Raw genomic sequence first — 19,671 nt, 5'->3', positions numbered from 1 at the left:
CATCCTGGTTGCAGACACTCAGCCCTGGCGGAACCCCAAACGTGGCAAGCATACTCCGCGCCGCCGACACGCCGGAGGCGGGTGCGCCCGAACCACTCTATCTCGACTTAGCAGGCTTGAAACAAATGGGACGCTCTGCCGAAATTCGGCACCGGCACGCTTCCGTTCATGGCCGACGGTGGTGTTCACCCAGAGATGCGGGACGGGATTGGCCGATACCGCTTCCCCGGGCGCACCATGGAAGGACCATCGTCAGGGTTGAGGACGGACCTGACGATGTCCGCCGGGCCGGCTCGCCGGTTCGGCGGGGAGAAGTCGCGGCGTGTCCCGGACGGAGGCACGGCGAAGAACGCAGGCGTGACATGGGAGCGGGTCGACGCTGAGGACGGCGGGCTTCGGGCGTGCCCTTCGGTGGACCGTTCGGCCACGCCGCGACTTCTCGAACTTCTTCACCCGGGCGTGGGATGACGGACCGGACGCCGGGCGGGCGCCGGGCTGTGCTGACCGCGGCCGCGCTGGCGGAGCCTGCGGCGGCGCTGTCCGGATACACGATCGGGGTGACCGCGGACGGTCGTAAGGACGAGCTGGCCGCGCTGCTCGAGGCGCGCGGCGCCCGCGTGGTGCTGGCCCCCGCCCTCCGGATCGTGCCGATCGCCGACGACGCCGAACTGCGGGCCGCGACCCGGGCCTGCCTCGACGATCCACCCGACGTCGTGCTGGTCAACACCGGGATCGGCATGCGCGGCTGGATGGAGGCGGCGGAGGGCTGGGGCCTGGGCGATCCGCTGCGCGCGGTGCTGTCCCGGGCCTACCTCGTGGCCCGCGGCCCGAAGGCCCGCGCCGCGGTCCGGACGGCCGGCCTGCACGAGCGGTGGACCCCCGAGGGCGAGGGGTTCGAGGAGGTCGTCGACCACCTGACCGCGCGCGGGCTGGCCGGCCTCACGGTGGCGCTCCAGCTGCACGGGGAGAGCCAGCCGGAATACACCGAGACCCTGCAGCGGGCCGGGGCACGCGTCATCGAGGTGCCGGTCTACCGCTGGGCGCCGCCCACCGACCCGGCACCGCTGCACCGGCTCGTCGACCTGATCATCGGGAAGCTGGTGGACGCCGTGACGTTCACCTCGGCCGCCGCGGTGCAGGCCGTGCTCCGGGCCGCCGGCACGGGCACCGACACCGTGGTGGACTCGCTGCGCGGCGACGTCCTGGCCGCCTGCGTCGGGCCGGTCACCGCGGCCCCGCTGCGCCGGCAGGGCATCCCGGTGGTGACGCCCGGGCGGGCCCGGCTCAGCGCGCTGGTCCGGGCCATCGTCGACGAGCTGCCGAAACGTGCCGTGAGCTTCGAGGTGGCCGGGCACTCGCTGACCCTCCGCGGCCACGCCGCGATCGTCGACGGGGAGCTGCGGCCCCTCGCGCCGGCGCCCATGGCGGTGCTCCGCGAACTGGCGGCCTCACCCGGGCGGGTGCTCTCCCGGGCCGCGCTGCTGCAGGCCCTCCCCCGCGGCGCCGACGAGCACGCGGTGGAGATGGCGGTGGCCCGGCTGCGGGCCGGCCTGGCCGTCCCGGGCGTGGTGCAGACCGTGGTGAAGCGGGGCTACCGGATTCCGGTCTGAGCGGGGACTGAGAGAAGAGGGGCGCAACCACTCACGCACGTGGCCCGGCTCGGCAAGCGCAGCGACGCCGTGCCGGGCACCTCGGCGGGAGCGGCGGTCCGTACCCACCACCCCGCCACGACATGGATCTTCTATCCCACCGTCGCCGGATGGCCCTCGTGCTCGGCCACCAGGGTCGCCATCGCGTGCTCGACCACCCCGATCAGCACGGCCTTGACGGACTCGCGGTGCCGTGCGTCACACATGAGCAGCGGCACCCGCTTCGGGATCGCCAGTGCCTCACGGACCTCCTCCGGCTCGTAACGAGGCGCTCCGTCGAAGCAGTTCACCGCGACCAGGTACGGCAGATGCCGGTTCTCGAAGTAGTCGAGCGGCGCGAACGCGTCGGTGAGGCGACGGGTGTCCACGAGTACCGCGGCACCGACCGCCCCGCGGATCAGCTCGTCCCACATGAACCAGAAGCGGGTCTGTCCCGGGGTGCCGAACAGGTAGAGGATCAGGTCCTCGGCCATCGTGATGCGGCCGAAGTCCATCGCCACCGTGGTCGAGCCCTTGCCCGGCACCTTGGACGCGTCGTCGATGCCCTCTCCGGCCGTGGTCATCACGGCCTCCGTGGTCAGCGGCTCGATCTCGGAGACGGCACCGACGAGAGTCGTCTTGCCCACGCCGAATCCACCGGCGATGACGATCTTGGCGGAGGTGATCTCCGTGGGACGAGCTCCGGCCCCCTCAGAGCTTGCGTAGTCCACTCAACACCCTTCCCAGAAGATCCATCCGCTCCGTGAAGCCCTTCTTCGGAGCGGCACTGTGCAACGTCAACAACCCGTCGGCGACCATGTCGGCGACGAGCACCCGGGTGACCCCCAGTGGCATCCGGGTCAGCGCCGCGAGTTCCGCGAGCGATTGGGCCTTCGGCTCACACAGCACAGCGATGCGGTACTTGTCATGTCCGGCGAACCGCGACTCCTGCACGGCCGCCACACTCGCCACCAGAACCGCCTCGATCGGGATGTCCCGGATCGGTTCGGTCCGGCCCCGGGTGACCGCGTACGGCCGCACCAGGTTGCCCCGGGGATCGTGCGGCTCTGTCATGTCGCGGTCACCTCGTCTCCGCCAGGGCGGTCCGCCCGGCGTCTAATAGCTGACGGCCTCGCGTGGCGCCGGCGACAACGCCGCGCCGACCCGCTCCACCAGCAGGGCCATCTCGTAGCCGACCTGACCGACGTCGCAGCTGCGCGCCGCCAGGACCGCCATCGACGAACCGTCGCTGATGGACATCAGGAAAAGATAACCGCTATCCATTTCGATGATGGTCTGCTGCACCTTTCCCGCACTGAACATCCGCGACGCGCCGTCGGTGAGGCTGACCACGCCGGACGTGATCGCGGCGAGCTGATCCGCCCGATCCGCCGGCAGGTCACGCGACGACGCGAGCAGCAGGCCGTCCGCCGAGACCGCGACGACGTGCGCGACGCCGGCGATGCTGTCCACGAAATTGCTGAGCAGCCAGCCCATGTCCTGCATGGTGGGGGGCCTGGTCACTGATCGTTCTCCTTAGGAACTGACGCGGCGGAATCGGCAACGCCGTCCGTCCGCCCTCGCTGCACTCCACGGTGATACGAGGACAACAGCCCTCGAACCTCATCCGGATTGCGACGATGTTGGGTCCGCGGGGTGGTCTGCACCCCGCCGGGGACCAGTTGCGCCTGCGGCACCCGCTTCGGCAGTCCCGAACGGGTGGTACCGGCGTCCTGGGGGATCGCGGCGGCCATCGCCCGCTGCCAGCCTTCGTCGGCACTGGTGCGCCAGCGGTCCTCGGATTCGGGCGCTTCGCGGGGCCTGGGGACGGAGGAGGCGGCGGGTTGGGGCTTGGGGGCCGGTGGGGCCGCTGGGGCCGGTGGGGCTGGTGGGGCCGCTGGGGCCGGTGGGGCTGGTGGGGCCGCTGGGGCCGATGGGACCGGTGGGGCGCTTGCCGGGCGGGTGGGGGCAGGGGGCGCGCTGACCGGCGGGGTTGAGAGTGGCGGCGCGGAGACCTGCGGAGACCAGGACGCGGCGGCCGGGGAGGCCCAGGGCGCTTCGGCCGGGGTCGCCCACGGCACGGCGGCCGAAGGGGCGGAGGCGCGGGATCCGGCGGCGGGTGATGAGGGGGCGGAGAATCCGGCGGAAGGGGTCGCCGAGACGGGGGCCGGGGCGTAGCCGGCGGTCGGCATACCCAGGTTGGCCTGCTCCTCGGCGGCCCGGTCGAACCAGTTGGTCTGCATCTCGAGCTGGATGCGGTCCGGCGGCGTTCCCCAGGCCGGCGAAGGGTCCGGCGCAGACGGCGCCGGCGATCCCCACGCCGAGAACTGCTCGAGCCGCCCGCCCGGCCCCGCCTGCCCGGAAGCGGAAGCGGGTGCGGAAGCGGGTGCGGAAGCGGAAGCGGGCGCGGGCGAGGAAGGCGTGCGAGCCGGCAGCGGCGGCCGATCCGGCGTGGGCGCCAGATCCAGATCGGACACCGGACCGCTCAGCGACACCGCCTGCCGGAACAGCGGCTCGGCCGGCATCGGCGCCGAGCGGACCGGCGGCCGTACCTCGATGCGCGGCATGCCGCCGGCATTGCGCGGCGTCCCGGCGGAGCGTGTCCCGGCGGATTGGGGTGGCGGGCCGGGGCGGGTCCAGCTCGCGGCGCGGCTCGGGGCCGGCGCGGCGGGCGCGCCCGGCAGCACCACGACGTCGGACGGCAGGGTGATCTCGGCGATGGTGCCGCCCTCGCTGCCGGCGCGCAGTTCGACGAGGATGCCGTGCCGGGCGGCGAGCCGGCCGATCACCGCGAAGCCCATCAGGCGGAACGTGCCGACGTCCACCTCGGACGGCTCGTGCAGCCGGCGGTCGATCTGCTCCATCTGGTCGGCGGAGATGCCGAGGCCGCGGTCCTCGACGTAGATCACGGCGTGGTCGCCCACCCGGCCGCCGTGCGCCATGACGACGGTCGAGGGCGGGGAGAAGCGGGTGGCGTTGTCGAGGAGTTCGGCGATCAGGCGTACGACGTCGTTGACCGCCGCGGCGGTGACCAGCACGTCGGTGTCGATCGAGCCGAACTCGATCCGGTGGTAGAGCTCCACCTCGGACTGCGCGGCCCGGATCGCGTCGATCAGCAGCGCGTCCTCGCGGCGCGGCGCGCCCACCTCGGCGCCGGCCAGGACCAGCAGATTCTCGTCGTTGCGGCGCATCCGGGTGGCGAGGTGGTCGAGTTCGAAGAGGCGGGCCAGCCGCTTCGGGTCCTCCTCCATCCGCTCGATCTGGTCGAGCTCGCCGATCATCCGGTCGACCAGGGTCTGGCTGCGCCGGGCCAGGCTCAGGAACATCGTCGAGACGCTGGTCCGCAGCGCCGCCTGTTCGGCCGCGACCCGGATGGCCTCCCGGTGCACCATGTTGAACGCCTCGGCGACCTGGCCGAACTCGTCGTCCTCGGTGACCCGGATCGGGTCCCGGGTCTGCGCGACGATCCGGTCGACGCCGCCCTCGCCCAGGTTCTCCACATCCTGCAAACGAGTCACGGCGTCGGGAAGATCCCGGTTGGCCACCGCGAGTGCGCCCTCCCGGAGGCGGCGCACCGCGATGTGCATCGAGCGGCCCAGGTAGATCGCGACCGCGACGGCGAGGATCAGCACGATCAGGACCAGCACGAACTCGATGGTGGCGCGCTGGGCGCTGTCCGAACTGCTCTCCTCGGCGACCGCGACGACCTGCTCACCGAGCTGGACGTCGGCGGCCCGGAGCAGTTCGGTGACCGTGCCGAACGCGTCGACCACGTCGTTCGGCGCGGTGGCGGCGAGCTCGTCCGGCCGGCCGGAAAGGGCGTCGGCCCGGGCCACGGCGTCGTCCTGGAGCACCGTCTCGGCGAGGGCGGTCTGCGGTCCGGCCGCGACCGACCGGAGGTCGGCCAGGGCCTCCCGGCGGGTGGCCTGGGCTGCGACGATCGCTTGCTGCCGGGTGGCGTCCAGACCCCCCGACGTACGGGCGGAGAACGTCACCGCCGCCTGTTCCGCGGCCGCCGCCTGGATCCTGCTGAAGGCCGCCAGCGTCCGCAGGCCGTCGGCCACCGGCCCGGGGTCGGCGACGCGGCTCAGGGTGTTATCGAAACCGGACATGCCGGTGAGCGCGTCGCCGTACCGGCTGGCCACCTCGGGCACCTGGCCGCCGCGGCCGGTGACGGCGCCACGGATCTCCGGCAGCGTGCCGAGGACGGTCTCGATCGCGGTGAGGCGCTCGTCCACCAGCGCCGGGATCTCCTCGATCTCCGCGCGGTGCGCCCGGAAGGTCTGCGCCTGGGCGTCGACCGCCTTGGTCGCCTCGCGGTATCCGGTGTCGGCGGCGCCCGGCACGGCCAGGTACGCGAGACCGGCCATCCGCTCGTCATGCACCAGATCGGTCAGCCGGGACAGGTCGGTGCCGAGGGCGGTCAGGTCGGCGACCCGGCCGGTGTCGCTCGCGCGCTCACCGACCTCGCCGAGCCGGACGATGGCGAGGACCAGCACCGCGACGAGCGGAATGAAGATGAGGGCTGCCAGCTTGGCGCGCATGCTCGCGTCCCGCAGCCACGGAAGGCCACCGCGTCGTGCAGCCTGGGCCGAGGATCCCGTGCTCACGACATCTCCTTCGTGGTCGTCCCCGCTCGCCTCCGGCGAAACCGGCGGATCCGGCCGGACGGCCGGCGCATCAGGGGCCGCGGCCCGGCCCCGTCCGGCGCCCGCAGCAAAGCCCGCGCCGAATCCGGCACGGCGGCGATTTCACCAGAACGGCCGACCCTTTGGGAAGGGTGGATCCGCCCGGAAAATACTCGGCTGTCCCCCCGGAAATCGCGCGCACAGGTGTACCGAGGCAGCGACGTCCGGTTTGACGTGCGCGAATGTCTCACCCGCGACCTTCCGTGAAGCCACCGTCACCGTTCCAGCCACTGGGATTCCCGTCCCGTGACCTCGCGAAGGTCTCACGTTCGCAAGGATCGGCACGACGCGACGGACTCGTTGTCCGGCGCGGAATAGTGTCCACTGCGGACGGTGCGTGTGGCAAATGCCCGTACGTCGCCTCGCGATCACCCGTAGTGACGGCCTAGATAGTGACACAGTTCGATGCTTAAGATCCAGACTTTAGGGTGTCTTAATAAGCGGTCCCCGGACTGGCGCGTCACCCGGAACATTCCGTAACGTGCGCGGCATGGCAATTCGGAGCTGGGTGAAGCTACTGGCCACGACGACCGGCGCCGCTGCGGTCGTCGGCGCAGGTCAGCTAGGCCTCGCCTACGGGCTCGGCGTGGTGCACCTGGATCGGGATCTGGACGTCACTGCGAGTGACCAATGGACGTCACAGCTCGCGTGGGTGGCCTGGTTCGCGATGACCGCTGCCGCGGTCGGCGCGATCGTCGGGACCGGCTTCCGGCCCCGATGGCTGCCGCAGCCCATCGGTACGGGTGGAGCGCTCGGCCTCGGCCTCGCCGCCGGTCTCGGCTCCCTCGCGGTGCTTCCGCTGACCATGCAGCCGGCCCGCGCCGCCCAGGTCGCCGGCGTCAACCCGGTCTTCGTGATCGGCGTCTGCGCGGTCCTCGGCGCCGCCGTGGGCATCTTCGCCGCCTGGGCCGCCGCCGCGAAGGCCGTCGCCCGGTGGAGCCTCGCCACGCTGACCGTCCTGGCCTGGATCGTCGCGCTCGTCTCGATCGCCCCGTCGCTGCTGCCCGGCCGCACACCGGGCGAGGTCCGGCTCGGCGTACTCGGCGGCAGCCTCATCCCGGGAGCGGTCGCCGACCACACCGACTTCGTCACCATGCCGGTCCTCGCCCTGCTCTCCGGCGTGATCCTCGGCTGGCTCGCCCGCGGCCGCCGGATGTCGACCGCCACGGTGGCGCTCGCCGGCCTGGCCGGTCCGGCGCTGCTGACCCTCGCCTACCTGATCGCCGGACCCGGCGAGACCACCGGCTTCGCGCTCAACCCGTACTGGGGCGCGATGGTCGCCAGCGGCGCCGGCGTGCTCGGCTCGGTGCTCGCCGTGATCGTGCGGGGCGCGCCGGAACGGGAGGGCGCGGCCGCGGCATCCTCCTCCGACACCGCCGCCACCACCCCTGCCGCCACCCCTGCCGCCGACGCGCCGCCGCTGCCCCGCCGCGACGCGCCGGCACCCGCCCAGCAGTCGGCCATCGCCGCCGCGGCGGCCGCCGCCGCGCAGCGCCCGGAGGCCCAGCTACGCCCCTCGGACACCGGCGTCATCCCCGCCGCCGACCGCCCGCACCCGGTCGCGGACCGCCCGCACCCGCTTGCCGACCGACCGCACCCCCACGCCGACCGCTCGCACCCGCCTGCCGACCGTCCTCACCCCCTTGCCGACCTGGCGAATCAGGCCCCGGCCAACGCGCCGAACTCGCCGTTCACCTCCGGCACCGGCACGCCGTTCGGCCAGGGCCCGTCGCAGGCCGGCCCGTCGCAGGCCGGCCCCGCGCATGCCGCCACGCACCAGGCAGCCGCGCCCCAGGCAGCGCCCGCCCAGGGCCGCTTCTCCCCGAGCCGGCCGCAGGAGCCCGCGCCCCGCTTCTCCGGTCAGCAGGAGGCGGCGCCGAGCCAGCGCCGAGGCTGGCGTGGCCGCCGCTCCGGCCCGGAGAACCCACCGGCGTCCCCAGCCGGCTCGTTCGACGGTTTCGCCACCGGCAACCCGGGTCCCCGGACCGGCATCGACACCGCCGAGCACCCCCGGATCACGCCGCGCCCGCCGGTCGTCGAGCCCACCTCGATCAGCGGCCCGCCGCCGCAGCGCGGCCGGGGTGGACGCCAGGAGTCGGAGTACGTCGACTGGGTGAACGGCCTGGGCGGCGCATGAAGCGTCGATGGACGCCGATGAAATGATCGGTCCGGGAGGTACCGCAACCCCCGCCCGAAAGTGACGATATTCGATGTCCGGGTCATCCCCCACGGCATCGGAGTCCGATCATGCGCACCGACCGGCAATCCCGCCCGCTGTCCCGAATCGGCCGCCTCTTCGCAGGCGTCGCCCTGGTCTTCGCCCTGTCGGGCACCGCTCTGGTCGCGCCCGCGGTCGTCGCGCCGACCGGCACCGACGCGGCTCAGGCCGCCGTACACAACAGCTGCACGATCAGCCGCTGCTCGGCCGCGCGCACCGCGTTCACCGGCTGGCAGTCCCTGGGCTGGCCGACGAGCGCCGGCTGGTACTCCTGGCCGTACGGCAACTACAACTACACCGGCGGCACGTTCTACAACCGCGAAGGTCAACTGCCGTCCGCCACGTACAGCGAATACGACGTCTATTCCCGCGCCCGCGGCGCCTCCCGGGACGCCTACCGCATCGTCGTGAACCGGAGCACGCGCGTCGCCTACTTCACGCCGGACCACTACGTGACGTTCTACAAGCTTTAAAACCTTTCTTCGTACGCGGGGCAGCCGTCCTCCCGACGGTCGCCCCGCCCCCATTTCACCGTTTCGAAAAGCCGCCTCGCACCCCGTTAGCACCCCACCCGCTATCAGGTGCGGTTTCTTCAGAAAAAGTCTCCGCGACCGCTCAGCCCCCCGGAACCCCAGCCGAACAACCTGGCGTCAGCGAGCAACCGCTCACGGCGAAAGAGCAAACCCGGCGCAAGCCGGGGACGCAAAGCCACGGGGCCTTACGGGCCGGCTGGGCTACCGACCTTGGGGAGAAACCTTCTATGCGCAACATGCTGCAGCTGCTTGGTGGAATTGCCGTCGCCGGTGTCGTCGCGGCCGGAAGCACCGCCTTCACCGCCTCCGGCGTGACCAACAGCGGCGGTTTCACCAAGATCGTTGGCGGTGGCACCACCACCATGACGGTCGAGGGCGCAGTCCTCACCTCGGCGAAGCTGAAGGCTGACGCCACGGACGCTAACAAGATCGTCGGCGCGACCCTCGACCTGACGGCTTCCGGCGGCATGACCCTTCCCACCACCTCGACGGTGTCCGGAGTCCTGAAGGGCACCGACAGCGGCAACAACGCAGCTACGTCGAAGGCGCTCACCTGCACCTACTCCAGCGGCACGGTGTGGAACTGCACGGTCGCCAACACGGGCACCGACTACCTCACCGCCGTGACCGACCTCGACGTGAGCGTCGTCGTCGCCTGATCCAGAACGCCTCCGGACGGTTCTCCCGGGTGACACCATGGCTGCTACCGCAGCATTGAGCCGTCACATCACGGAGTAGCCATTCCGAGGTTCCGACGTATCGCCGTGGCCGCCATCTTCATGATGGCGGCCATCGGTGCTTGGGCGGTCGGCACACACCGACTCTCCTACGTCGTCACTCACGGGGTGAGCATGAACCCCACGTACTACGCGGACGATCTGGTCTTCCTGATCAAATTCGATTCCTACGAAGTGGGGCAGATCGCCGCATACCATGGGGTCGGAGGCATTGAGACACTCCACCGCATCATCGGCGGCGACCCGCTCACCGGCTATGTCTTCCAAGGAGACAACAACCCGTCGGCCGACTCGCTCAACCCCACCGCGGATGAGCTCATCGGCCGCGCGGTTCTGCACGTCCCCCAGGGCGGCAGATGGCTGAAACCACTGCTCAGCCCCACCGCTCTCGGGATGTTCGGATTCCTGATCGCCAGTGGCGGCGCAGCCACGGCCACGGCGAGAACCCGCCGGGACGTTCCGCGCGGCAGGCAGAAGAAGAGAGCGAAGGGCATGTCTGGCCAAGGCGGCTCGTGGGCGGTGGTGACGGCCGTGGCCAAGGCGGCCGGTCGGCTGCATCCCGCCATCCGCGCCGTCGCCGCGTTCTCCGCCGTGCTGACCGTTCTCGGTCTCGCCCTAGGCGTGCTCGGATGGATGAAACCGGCGACCCAGATCACCGCTCCCTCTTCGGCTGCGGGCGAGCGGATGACCTTCTCCTACTCCGCTGACGTGCCGCGGAGCGCCGCCTACGACGGCACCACCGCGTACTCCCCCGATCCGATCTACCGGAATCTCGCCGACTTCGTCGTCCTGCGGATGCAGTATCTCGGCAAGCCCGGCGAGGTCGAAGTGAGTGCCCGGCTCTCGTCGTCGGCCGGCTGGCATTCCACCATCCCGCTGGCACAGGCCAAAAAGTTCACCGCACAGCGCTTCGTCGGCACCGTCTCGCTCGATCTCGACGGCTTCGAGGATCGTGCCAAGAAAGCGAGTGAGGCGATCGGCTCGGACATCGGTCCCATCACCGCGACGGTCACCGCGCTCGTCCGTCACGACGACGGCTCGACCTTCGAACCGACGCTGTCGTTCACCCTGAACGACGTCCAGCTCGCTCTCGCCGGCGGCGCGCAGAGCCTCCTTGTCGAACGATCGGCCGCGACATCGGGCGGCGAGGCGTACCCCCGCCAGATCTCCCTTCTCGGAAGGGATCTCCTCACCGCCGCGCAAGCGCGTAAGTATGCGGTCATCCTGCTGCTCGCCGCGTTCATCGGGGCTGCGGCCGTGGCCACGACGGCCTTCCGCCGCGTGCCGCTGCGCACCCGGAACCAGATCGAACGCCGCTACCCGCACCTTCTCGTCCCGGTCGAGCCGATGGCGAGCCCGCCCGGCAAACCGGTCGTGATCGTCGACAGCTTCCCGGCCCTGGTGAAGCTCGCCGAGAAGTACGGCCAGATGATCCTCACCTGGACCCGGCCGGACGGCGCCGACGACTTCGTGGTCCGCGACGACGGGGTGACCTACCGCTATCGGATCGCCTCGGCCGTCCCCCGGCCGCCGCAACCGGAGACGAAGCCGGCGCCGGCCCGCCGGGCGCCCGCCCGCAGAGCCGCCAAGGCCGCCCCGCTCCCGCCCGAGCCCGAGCCCGAGCCGGCGAAGGAAGAGTTCGCGGAGGAGCAGCCCACACAGCCCACGCAGGAGATCTCCTCGCCCACCGAGCCCTCGAAACCGGAGCCCTCGACGCCGGAGCCCTCACCCCTGGAAAGCTCGACACCGGAGCCGGAAGCAGCGAAAGAGCCCGTCGAAGAACTCAAACCCGAAGCACCGAAGAAGCGCGCCCGCCGCCCCCGCAAGAAGGCCGCCGAGCCGGCGGAGACCTCCGAGCCGGCGAAGACCTCCGAGCCAGCGAAGGCCGAAGACCCGGCCAAGGACGAACAACCGGCCGACGACAAACCTCCGCTGCAGCGCCCCATCCGCCTCAAGCCGGAAGCCGAGCGCAAGGCCATGGAGACCCTCGCCGAGCTCAACCAGTCCGTAGGCGCCCCGGCCCCCGAGCCCGAGGCGCACCACGAACCGATCTACGACTTCCTGCCGCACGCAAAGCCGAGCACGACGCCGAGCGCGACGCCGAGCACGACGCCGAGCGCGACGCCGAGCGCGGCGAGCAGCGAGGATCAGGCGGACGGCGCCACCGGCAGGTAGACGCGGCCGCCCGCGTCCACGAACTCCGAGCTCTTCGCCTTCATCCCGGCCGCCCGCAGCTCGTGGCTGATCTTCATGGAGCAGAACTTCGGGCCGCACATCGAGCAGAAGTGCGCGGTCTTCGCGGGCGCCGCCGGCAGCGTCTCGTCGTGGTAGGCGCGGGCCGTCTCCGGGTCGAGGGCCAGTTCGAACTGATCCTCCCAGCGGAAGTCGAACCGGGCCCGGGACAGCGCGTCGTCCCACTCCTGCGCCCCGGCGTGACCCTTCGCGAGGTCGGCCGCATGCGCCGCGATCTTGTAGGCGATCATCCCGGCCTTGACGTCCTCCTTGTTGGGCAGGCCGAGGTGTTCCTTCGGGGTGACGTAGCAGAGCATCGCGGTGCCGAACATCCCGATCATCGCTGCGCCGATGGCCGAGGTGATGTGGTCGTAGGCCGGCGCGATGTCGGTGGCGAGCGGCCCGAGGGTGTAGAACGGCGCGCCCGAGCACAGATCCTGCTGGAGATCCACGTTCTCTTTGATCTTGTGCATCGGCACGTGGCCGGGGCCTTCGACCATCACCTGCACGTCGTACTCCCACGCGATGTGGGTCAGTTCGCCGAGGGTACGCAGCTCCGCGAACTGGGCCTCGTCGTTGGCGTCGGCGATCGACCCCGGCCGGAGCCCGTCGCCGAGGGAGAACGTGATGTCGTACTCCCGGAAGATCTCGCAGAGTTCCCGGAAGTGGGTGTAGAGGAAGTTCTCCCGGTGCTCGGCGAGACACCAGGCCGCCATGATCGAGCCGCCGCGGGAGACGATGCCGGTCACCCGCTCGGCGGCCAGCGGCACGTATTCGAGCAGCACCCCGGCGTGGATCGTCATGTAGTCCACGCCTTGCTCGGCCTGCTCGAGAACGGTCTCCCGGAACAGTTCCCAGGTCAGCTTCAGCGGATCGCCGCCGACCTTCTCCAACGCCTGGTAGATCGGCACGGTCCCGATCGGCACCGGCGAGTTCCGGACGATCGCCTCGCGCGTCTCGTGGATCCGCGGCCCGGTCGACAGGTCCATCACCGTGTCGGCGCCCCACCGGGTCGCCCAGGTCAGCTTCTCCACCTCTTCGGCGACCGAGGAGGTCACCGCCGACGTGCCGATGTTCGCGTTGACCTTCACGAGGAACCGCGACCCGATGATCATCGGCTCGGACTCCGGGTGGTTGCGGTTGGCCGGCAGCACGGCCCGGCCGGCCGCGATCTCCTCGCGCACCACCTCGGCCGGCACGCCCTCGCGCTTCGCCACGAACTCCATCTCCGGCGTGACGATCCCGGCCCGGGCCGCCGCGAGCTGCGTCTTCCCGGTCCACCACGGTTTGCGCAGGGGCGGCAGCCCGACGAGCGGATCACTGCCGGGACCGGAGGTGTCGTAGAGGCGCACCGGCGGCTCGTCGTTGCTCAGCACCACCTCGGTGAACGGGACACCGTCCACATAGACCTTGCGTCGCATACCCATACCTCCCCAAATCAGGATAAAAACGGCGGCGCGAGGCAGCACGAGGCCGCGCACCGGGCTAAAAGGAGGACCTAGACGGCCCAGCCGAAGTGATCCAGCGGCCCGGGTCCCGCCCCGAGTCGCCACGAGCTGCCGCCGCGCAGCCCGCGATGCACGTACTCCTTGGCCGCCGCGACCGCGTCCGGAATCGGATCGCCGGCCGCCAGCCGCACCGCGATCGCCGACGAGAAGGTGCAGCCGGAACCGTGGTTGTTCCGGGTCGCCACCGGCTCGCCGCGCAGCAGCGAGGTCTCACCGCCGTGCCGCAGCACGTCGACCGCGAGCTCACTTCCGGTCACGACGACCGCGCGTGGCCCGAGGTCCGCAAGCTCGGCCGAGGCCGAGGCCATCTCCTCGGCCGTTTCGATCACCCTTCCGAGGAGGGCGCCGGCTTCGTGCCGATTGGGGGTCACGACCATGGCGTACGGGAGGAGCACCCCGACCACGGCCGCCTCGCCGAGCCGGCTGCCCGCGGTCGCCACCAGAACCGGGTCGATCACCAGGTTCGGAAGGTCACCGGCCCGCTCCGCGATCACCTTGGCGACCGCCGGATCCGAGATCATGCCGACCTTCACGGCCGCTACCGGCAGATCGGAGAGAACCGCGTCGAGCTGCGCCGCCACGATGTCCGCCGGCACCCCGTGGATAGCAGTGACCCCTAGCGTGTTCTGCGCGGTGATCGCCGTGATCACCGACGTGCCGAACGCACCCAGAGCCGCAAAGGTCTTGAGGTCGGCCTGAATCCCAGCGCCCCCACCAGAATCCGACCCGGCGATGGTCAGCACAACAGGCGGCGTCACCACGTCCCCACCCCCTCCCCCACGGCCCCTTCCCTAACAACCCGCCCACTCCCGATCTTGTTGATCCCGGCAGCCCCGCCCCCACCCAAATCAACAAGATCGCGACCAGGCCGGAGCGACCCCAGCTCCCCACTCCCGATCTTGTTGATTGGGGCTGCTCCGTCCCTGCACGAATCAACAAGATCGCGAGGAGGCGGGAGCGACCCCAGCCCTCCACTCCCGATCTTGTTGATTGGGGCAGCTCCGTCCCTGCACAGATCAACAAGATCGCGGGCAGGGGTGCGCGAGGGGTCGCGGGAGTCGGGGGCAGGGGTGCGGGAGGGGTCGCGGGGGCGGCGTTTGGCCGCGGCGAAAGCGCCGGCCAGCTCGCTCGCTACGCGTTGAGGGTTGGCGGCTCGCATGATGGCTCCGAGCACCGCGATTCCGTCGGCGCCCGCCTCGGCGCACTCGGCTGCCCGGGCGGCGGAGTCGACGCCGCCGAGGGCCAGCCACGGCATCGGACCGGCCGTCGCGGCGGCGGATGCCGGGCCCAGAGCCGGGCCGTAGCCGGGCTTCGTGGCGGTCGGGTAGATCGGTGACAGGGTCACGTAATCCACATCGGACAGCGGCTCGGTTCCGTGCCACGAGCGTCCGACCAGCGGAACCCCGGCCGGCAGCGGATCGGCCGCGGACAGATGCACGGCGTCGCCGCCGAGCGGGTCCGGTCCCGCGACGATCAGCCGCCCGGCCGGCAGTAGTCTCCGCAGTCGCGACGCGAGAGCGGCGCGGTCGGCGTACGGAAGATCTCTCTCGCGGAGAACGACCCACTCGGCGCCGCCGCGGACCGCCGCCGCGACCACTTCCACCAGCGGCCCGGCGGCGGACCGCCGGTCGGTGAGCACGACGAGCCCGCCCGGCGTCACCATTGCGCGATGCCGTCGTCTTGAGTGGACGCGAGGGCGTGGAACCGGCGTGGGATGCGCCCGGCGGTACGGGCGAGACGACCCGCCGCGACCGCGTGACGCATCGCCGAGGCCATCGCCGCCGGGTCGTCGGCCCGGGTGATCGCGCTCGCGACCAGTACCGCGTCGCAGCCGAGTTCCATGGCGAGCGCCGCGTCCGAGGCGGTGCCGATCCCGGCGTCCAGGACCACCGGCACGTCGACGCTCTGCCGGATCAGCTCGATGTGGTGCGGGTTGGAGATCCCGAGACCGGAACCGATCGGCGAGCCGGCGGGCATCACCGCGGCGCATCCGGCGTCGGCGAGGCGGCGGGCCAGGATCGGGTCGTCGGTGGTGTACGGCAGGACCGTGAACCCGTCCGCCACCAGCGCCTCGGCCGCTTTCAGCAGTTCCACGCCGTCCGGCAGCAGCGTCCGCTCGTCGCCGATCACCTCGAGCTTGATCAGATCGGTTTCGAACGCCTCGCGCGCCATCTGCGCGGTCTTCACCGCGTCGCCGGCCGTGTAGCAGCCCGCGGTGTTCGGCAGCACCCGAACGCCGAGGCGGTCGAGCATCGGCAGCAGGCCCGGCCCGGCCGCGTCGACCCGGCGCAGCGCCACCGTGACCAGCGTAGTCTCGGACGCCTCGATCGCCTCCTCGAGGGCGGCGAGGCTCTGCGCGCCACCGGTGCCGAGGATCAGCCCGTTGTCCGGGAGGAACGACATCTCAGCCTCCTTGCGCGGCGGTGAGGACCTCGACCCGGTCACCGTCGGCGAGGTCGACCTCGCCCCAGGTGGAGCGCGGCACCACGGTCCCGTTGACGGCGACGGCCACCCCACGCTGGGCGGCGATGAGCTCGGCCACGAGGGTCGCGACCGTGCAGGACTCGGACCGGCTCCGGTCCTGGCCGTTGATCGTCAGGCGCATCCGAACCTCCCGGGGGTGAAAGCGTCGATCAGGGGATCCGCGGCGCCGGTCAGCACCAGATCCGCCACCAGCCGTGCGGTGATCGGGGCGAGCAGCACCCCGTTGCGGTGATGACCGGCGGCGACGATGACGCGGTCGTTCAGGGCACCGATGATCGGCGCGTTGTCCGGGGTCCCGGGACGGTGCCCCACCGTCCACTCGGCGATCTCGTGCTCGGAGAGGCCCGGCACCAGGTCGAGGGCGGCCCGCAGCAGGTCGTGCACGCCGCCCGCGGTGATCGCCCGGTCGGACCGCTCCTCCTGGGTCGCGCCGACCACGACCTCGCCGTCGGCGCGCGGGACGAGGTAGACGTGCCGGCCGTCGGCAGCGCCGTCGACGACGTGCTTGAGCAGGCCCGGTTCGCCGCGCAGCCGGAGGATCTGGCCTTTGACCAGGCGGATCGGGAGGCCGGTGAGTGTGGCCGTCCCGCAGCCGGCCGCAACAATGACCCTGCCTTCCATTTCGGATAAATTCGAAATGTTCCGACGCACAATGCGGCCATTCAGCGCTCTTCGCAACGCCGCCACCACCTTGCGCGGATCGACCTGACGCTCGGTGGGAGCGAAGGCACCTGCCCGGACCCGAGGGGACAGAGCAGGCTCGAGATCACGCGCCTGCGATCCGGTGAGTGTCGTCAGCTTCTGGTGCGCCCATTCGCGCCGCGCCTCGGCCAGATCGTCGGCGGTCAGGGCGACACTCAGCGTGCCGGCGTCGTCATAACCGACATCTCCGAGTTCATCGGCGAAGGCCGGCCACAGCTCGTTCGACGCCGCCAGCAACGGCTCCAGGAACGGGAACTCGAACGCCGACTCCCCACCGGGCGCCAGCATCCCGGCCGCGACGTGCCAGGCGCCGCCGGTCCCGGCCGGCGCGGGGTCGTAGACGGTGACGTCGGCGTTCCGGCGCAGCAGCTCACGGCCGATGGCGAGACCGATGATCCCGCCGCCGACGACGGCGACCCTCATCGGAGCGCTTCGAGGAACTCGGCGACCGCGCGCTTCGGGTCGGCGACGAACGCGCCGATCGCGGCGACGCCGTACGACGGCAGGACCGGCACCCGGTCGGCGGTGATGCCGCCGATCGCCAGCACCGGCGTGCCCGGCACCGCGTCGACGACCGCGGCGACCCCGGCCGGCCCGATCGGTGGCGGTAAGCCGTCCTTCGTGGACGTCGCGAACGCCGGCCCGGTGCCGAGGTAGCTGGCGCCGGCGGCCACCGCGGCCCGGGCGGCGGTCGGGTTCCGGCACGTCGCGCCGATCACCGCGTCCGGCCCGAGCACCCTGCGGCCCGCCTCCACCGGGAGGTCGTCCTCACCGAGGTGGACGCCGTCCGCCCCGGCCGCGAGCGCGACCGCCACCCGGTCGTTGACCAGGCACATCGTGCCGGCCGGCCGGAGGATCTCCAGGGCCGCGACGGTCAGCGCGTACGCGACCGCGTCGGTGCTCTTGACCCGGATCTGGACGGCCACGTCCTCGTGGCCCGCCACGCCGCGCACGACGTCGAGCGAGTCGGTGATGACGTGGAGCCGGGGGAACGGAAAGAAACCGTGCATGAAGCACTCCTCCCTGCGCCGGCATGACCCGGATCAGGTTCGACGGTCGGGGGCCGCATCAGCCCCCCTCTCAGCCCGGTGCCCGGACTCCCGTGGGGTTGTTCTACTAGTCGGACCCTAACCCGACCCATCACATGAACGCTAGCGATTGCCGCCGGTGAGATCGGACTCGGTTTCCCGGCACCCGTGGGGTTTGCGGGTGTCGGGAAACCGCGTCCGATCTCACCGGTTACAAGGCAATCGCCGCGGAGCGAAGCGGAGCCAGCCAGCTCAGCGCACGTCCCAAACCGGTTCGGGAACCTCGACGACCTCGCCGTCGCCCCTGAACAGCACGAAACGATCGAAGGAGCGGGTGAACCAGCGGTCGTGGGTGACAGCCATCACCGTGCCGTCGAACGCCTTCAGCCCCTCCTCGAGCGCCTCGGCCGACGCCAGGTCGAGGTTGTCGGTCGGCTCGTCGAGCAGCAGCAGGGTCGCGCCGGAGAGCTCCAGCAGCAGCACCAGGAACCGCGCCTGCTGCCCGCCGGACAGGGTGCCGAACCGCTGATCGCCCTGCGCCGCGAGCTCGTACCGGTTGAGCGCCTTCATGGCCCCGGCACGGTCCACACCGGACCGGTGCTCGTCGCCGCGCCAGAGGATCTCGACGAGCGTCTTCTCCATGAGCTCGGGACGGTCGTGGGTCTGCGAGAAGTGCCCGGGGCGCACCCGGGCGCCGAGCCGGGCCCTGCCGTCGTGCATCACGTGGGTGAGCGGCGCGCCGTCGACCGGCTTGTGCTCCAGGTCGGGCTCGGATCCGCCGGCCGCGAGCAGTCGCAGGAAGTGCGACTTGCCGGTGCCGTTCGCGCCCAGCACGGCGACCCGGTCGCCGTACCAGATCTCCAGGTCGAACGGGAACGTCAGGTTCTCCAGTTCGAGCTGCTCACACATGACGCTGCGCTTGCCGGTACGGCCACCGCGCAGGTTCATCTTCACGGCCTGGTCCTTCGGCGGCAGCGGCGGCGGGCCGGCCTCCTCGAACTTGCGGAGCCGGGTCTGCGCGGCCTGGTAGCGGGAGGCCAGCCCGTCGTTGTAGGCGGCCTTGTTCTTCAGCGTGAAGACCAGTTCGCGGAGCTTCTCGTGTTCCTCGTCCCAGCGGCGGCGCAGCTCCTCCATCCGCTCGTGCCGGTCGCCGCGGGCCTCGTGCCAGGACGCGAACCCGGCCGGATGCGTCCAGGCGCCGCCGCCCTCGACCGCCACCACCCGGTCCGCGGTCTGCGCCAGCAGCTCCCGGTCGTGCGAGACGTAGAGGACCGATTTGGACGACTCGCGCATCCGCTGTTCCAGCCAGCGCTTCGCCGGGACGTCGAGGAAGTTGTCCGGCTCGTCGAGCAGCAGCACCTCGTCACCGCCGCGGAACAGCAGGTCGAGCGCGAACCGTTTCTGCTCGCCGCCGGAGAGCGTCCGGACGATCCGGTCCTTCGCCTCCTCCCACGGCTTGCCGAGGATCGCGACGGTCACCGTGTCGAACAGGACCTCCGCCTCGTAGCCGCCGACCTCGCCCCAGTGGGCCAGGGCGTTCGCGTACGCGATCTGGCTCTTCTCGGTCTCGTCGAGGGCCGCGGCCGCCTTGCGGACCCGCTCGCCTGCCGCGCCGAGTGCGGGAGAGACCAGGGACAAGGCAAGATCTTCAAGGGTACGGTCATCGCCGATCATCCCGATGAACTGGCGCATCACGCCGAGCCCGCCGGAGCGCGCGATCGTCCCGGACTGTGTCGGGATGTCGCCCGCCACCATGCGCATCAGCGTCGTCTTGCCGGCCCCGTTCGGACCGACGAGCGCCACCTTCGCGCCCTCGCCGACCCGGAACGACACGTCGGAGAAGAGCTCTCGCCCATCCGGCAGCACGAATCCGACGCCGGCGACATCCACGTAACCCATGGCGGCATCCTCCC

General features: G+C 71.4%; 16 protein-coding genes, 1 pseudogene and 2 riboswitches. Of the genes and pseudogenes, 5 read left to right on the top strand and 12 right to left on the bottom strand.

The features are described 5' to 3' along the window. The first annotated feature begins 464 nt into the window (after positions 1–464). Positions 465–1,610 (top strand): uroporphyrinogen-III synthase, encoded by a 1,146-nt coding sequence (locus AB0G10_RS31030; protein WP_360929543.1) that lies wholly within the window; start codon positions 465–467, stop codon positions 1,608–1,610. 131 nt (positions 1,611–1,741) lie between these two features. Here AB0G10_RS31030 and AB0G10_RS31025 read toward each other — a convergent pair whose 3' ends face one another. The 4 genes from AB0G10_RS31025 to AB0G10_RS31010 are packed head-to-tail and all read right to left on the bottom strand — an operon-like array spanning position 1,742 to position 6,238. Continuing rightward, on the bottom strand, positions 1,742–2,359 hold the full coding sequence (locus AB0G10_RS31025; RefSeq protein ID WP_360929540.1) for an ATP/GTP-binding protein: 618 nt from the start codon (positions 2,357–2,359) through the stop codon (positions 1,742–1,744). Beyond that, positions 2,340–2,702 carry a DUF742 domain-containing protein gene (locus tag AB0G10_RS31020; RefSeq protein WP_360929537.1) on the bottom strand — a complete coding sequence of 121 codons (363 nt, stop codon included), beginning with the start codon at positions 2,700–2,702 and terminating at the stop codon, positions 2,340–2,342. Before AB0G10_RS31020 ends, AB0G10_RS31025 begins: the two co-directional genes overlap by 20 nt. A 42-nt stretch (positions 2,703–2,744) precedes the next feature. Further along, on the bottom strand, positions 2,745–3,152 hold the full coding sequence (locus tag AB0G10_RS31015; protein ID WP_360929534.1) for a roadblock/LC7 domain-containing protein: 408 nt from the start codon (positions 3,150–3,152) through the stop codon (positions 2,745–2,747). Continuing rightward, positions 3,149–6,238 carry a nitrate- and nitrite sensing domain-containing protein gene (locus tag AB0G10_RS31010; RefSeq protein WP_360929532.1) on the bottom strand — a complete coding sequence of 1,030 codons (3,090 nt, stop codon included), beginning with the start codon at positions 6,236–6,238 and terminating at the stop codon, positions 3,149–3,151. The genes AB0G10_RS31015 and AB0G10_RS31010 overlap by 4 nt, the downstream gene beginning before the upstream one ends. Positions 6,239–6,806: 568 nt before the next feature. Between AB0G10_RS31010 and AB0G10_RS31005 the strand changes: the two genes are divergently transcribed. The 4 genes from AB0G10_RS31005 (at position 6,807) to AB0G10_RS30990 (ending at position 11,979) form a co-directional block, all read left to right on the top strand. Next, positions 6,807–8,453 (top strand): hypothetical protein, encoded by a 1,647-nt coding sequence (locus AB0G10_RS31005; RefSeq protein WP_360929529.1) that lies wholly within the window; start codon positions 6,807–6,809, stop codon positions 8,451–8,453. A 110-nt stretch (positions 8,454–8,563) separates the two neighbouring features. Next, a complete protein-coding gene (locus AB0G10_RS31000; protein WP_360929526.1) occupies positions 8,564–9,007 on the top strand; it encodes a ribonuclease domain-containing protein in 444 nt (147 codons plus the stop codon). A 194-nt stretch (positions 9,008–9,201) separates the two neighbouring features. Beyond that, positions 9,202–9,276, top strand: a riboswitch (cyclic di-GMP riboswitch). 27 nt (positions 9,277–9,303) lie between these two features. Further along, positions 9,304–9,726, top strand: a complete 423-nt coding sequence (locus tag AB0G10_RS30995) for a hypothetical protein (protein WP_360929523.1) — start codon at positions 9,304–9,306, stop codon at positions 9,724–9,726. A gap of 192 nt (positions 9,727–9,918) precedes the next feature. Continuing rightward, on the top strand, positions 9,919–11,979 hold the full coding sequence (locus tag AB0G10_RS30990) for a DUF5305 family protein (RefSeq protein ID WP_360929520.1): 2,061 nt from the start codon (positions 9,919–9,921) through the stop codon (positions 11,977–11,979). Here the strand turns inward: AB0G10_RS30990 and thiC are convergent. The 8 genes and pseudogenes from thiC to AB0G10_RS30950 all read right to left on the bottom strand — a co-directional run bounded on the left by thiC (position 11,952) and on the right by AB0G10_RS30950 (position 19,657). After that, a complete protein-coding gene (gene thiC / locus AB0G10_RS30985) occupies positions 11,952–13,463 on the bottom strand; it encodes a phosphomethylpyrimidine synthase ThiC (RefSeq protein WP_360929517.1) in 1,512 nt (503 codons plus the stop codon). The genes AB0G10_RS30990 and thiC overlap by 28 nt on opposite strands. Positions 13,464–13,534: 71 nt before the next feature. Next, positions 13,535–14,302, bottom strand: coding sequence for a bifunctional hydroxymethylpyrimidine kinase/phosphomethylpyrimidine kinase (gene thiD, locus AB0G10_RS30980; protein ID WP_360929514.1), 768 nt, complete (start codon positions 14,300–14,302; stop codon positions 13,535–13,537). A gap of 350 nt (positions 14,303–14,652) precedes the next feature. Further along, positions 14,653–15,207, bottom strand: a pseudogene (locus AB0G10_RS30975) (thiamine phosphate synthase); the annotation flags it as partial. Further along, a complete protein-coding gene (locus AB0G10_RS30970; protein ID WP_360929511.1) occupies positions 15,201–15,947 on the bottom strand; it encodes a thiazole synthase in 747 nt (248 codons plus the stop codon). The pseudogene AB0G10_RS30975 and the gene AB0G10_RS30970, both read right to left, overlap by 7 nt. A gap of 1 nt (position 15,948) precedes the next feature. After that, on the bottom strand, positions 15,949–16,149 hold the full coding sequence (thiS, locus tag AB0G10_RS30965; RefSeq protein ID WP_360929508.1) for a sulfur carrier protein ThiS: 201 nt from the start codon (positions 16,147–16,149) through the stop codon (positions 15,949–15,951). Continuing rightward, positions 16,140–17,153, bottom strand: a complete 1,014-nt coding sequence (thiO, locus tag AB0G10_RS30960) for a glycine oxidase ThiO (protein ID WP_360929506.1) — start codon at positions 17,151–17,153, stop codon at positions 16,140–16,142. Before thiO ends, thiS begins: the two co-directional genes overlap by 10 nt. Further along, positions 17,150–17,740 (bottom strand): thiamine phosphate synthase, encoded by a 591-nt coding sequence (locus AB0G10_RS30955; RefSeq protein ID WP_360929503.1) that lies wholly within the window; start codon positions 17,738–17,740, stop codon positions 17,150–17,152. The genes thiO and AB0G10_RS30955 overlap by 4 nt, the downstream gene beginning before the upstream one ends. Beyond that, positions 17,734–17,844: riboswitch (TPP riboswitch) on the bottom strand. It overlaps the preceding gene by 7 nt. 166 nt (positions 17,845–18,010) lie before the next feature. Next, positions 18,011–19,657, bottom strand: coding sequence for an ATP-binding cassette domain-containing protein (locus tag AB0G10_RS30950; protein WP_360929500.1), 1,647 nt, complete (start codon positions 19,655–19,657; stop codon positions 18,011–18,013). Positions 19,658–19,671 lie beyond the last annotated feature (14 nt).

The organism is Actinoplanes sp. NPDC023714 (genome assembly GCF_040639855.1).
In the GTDB taxonomy this organism is placed as follows: domain Bacteria; phylum Actinomycetota; class Actinomycetes; order Mycobacteriales; family Micromonosporaceae; genus Actinoplanes.
The sequence above is the reverse complement of the archived record's forward strand: the minus strand, read 5'-3'. Positions and strand labels throughout refer to the sequence as shown.